At 66.5% G+C, this 947-nt stretch carries 1 pseudogene; it reads left to right on the top strand.

Annotated elements, in window-relative coordinates:
* Nucleotides 1-2: 2 nt before the first annotated feature.
* Nucleotides 3-947, top strand: a pseudogene (locus FMQ63_RS37130) (IS3-like element ISMxa2 family transposase); the annotation flags it as partial.

Raw genomic sequence — 947 nt, 5'->3', positions numbered from 1 at the left:
AGATGGTCCGCATCCTGCGGGAGGCGGAGACGCCTGGGGCCAGCGTGGTGGAGGTGGCCCGGAAGCACGGCGTCGTCGAGCAGACGCTCTACCGGTGGCGGCAGAAGTTCGGCGGCATGGAGGCAGGCGACGCGACGCGGCTCAGGGAGTTGGAGAAGGAGAACGCGCGTCTGAAGAAGCTGCTGGCCGAGAGGGACCTCGAAATCGAGGTCATGAAGGAAATCTCCACAAAAAAATGGTGAGCGCGCCTGTCCGCCGTCGGCAGGTGCGGTACGCCATGGGGAAAGGCGTGTCGCAGCGCCGGGCGTGCGCGCTACTCCAGGTGGCCCGCAGTAGCCTGGGCTACGCCAGCCGGAAAGAGGCAAAGGACGCGCCTCTGGTGGCGCAGTTGCGCGACATCGCCCGGGCACGCCCCCGGTTCGGCTACCGTCGGGCCTGGGCCCTGCTGCGGCGCGAGGGGCCCGCGGTCAACGTGAAGCGAGTGCATCGGCTCTGGGGGAAGGAGGGACTGGCGCTCTCTCGGAGACGGCCAAGGAAACGGCTTCGGCTGGGGCAGCAACGCCAACCCAAGCCGGAGGGCGTCAACTCGGTATGGGCCTGGGACTTCGTGCACGACATGTGCGCAAATGGGCAGAAGCTCAAGTGCCTCACTGTCGTGGATGAACACAGCCGAGAGTGCCTGGCCATCGACGTGGCCGGGCGCATCAGTGCCAGGCGCGTCATCGAGGTGCTCTCGCGCCTGGTAGCAGTGCACGGGCCGCCGAAGTACCTCAGAAGCGACAACGGCCCCGAGTTCATCGCCAAGGCCCTGCGCAGGTGGCTGGAGGCCAATGGCATTCAGACGGCCTACATCGCTCCAGGCAAGCCCTGGCAGAACGGTACCAACGAAAGCTTCAACGGCCGCTTCCGGGACGAGTGCCTGTCAGCGGAGTGGTTTTCCACCAGGA

This window comes from Myxococcus sp. CA005, assembly GCF_006518205.1.
GTDB classification, from domain to species: domain Bacteria; phylum Myxococcota; class Myxococcia; order Myxococcales; family Myxococcaceae; genus Myxococcus; species Myxococcus xanthus.
Note: the sequence above shows the minus strand (reverse complement) of the source record. Positions and strands in the feature narration are given on the sequence as shown.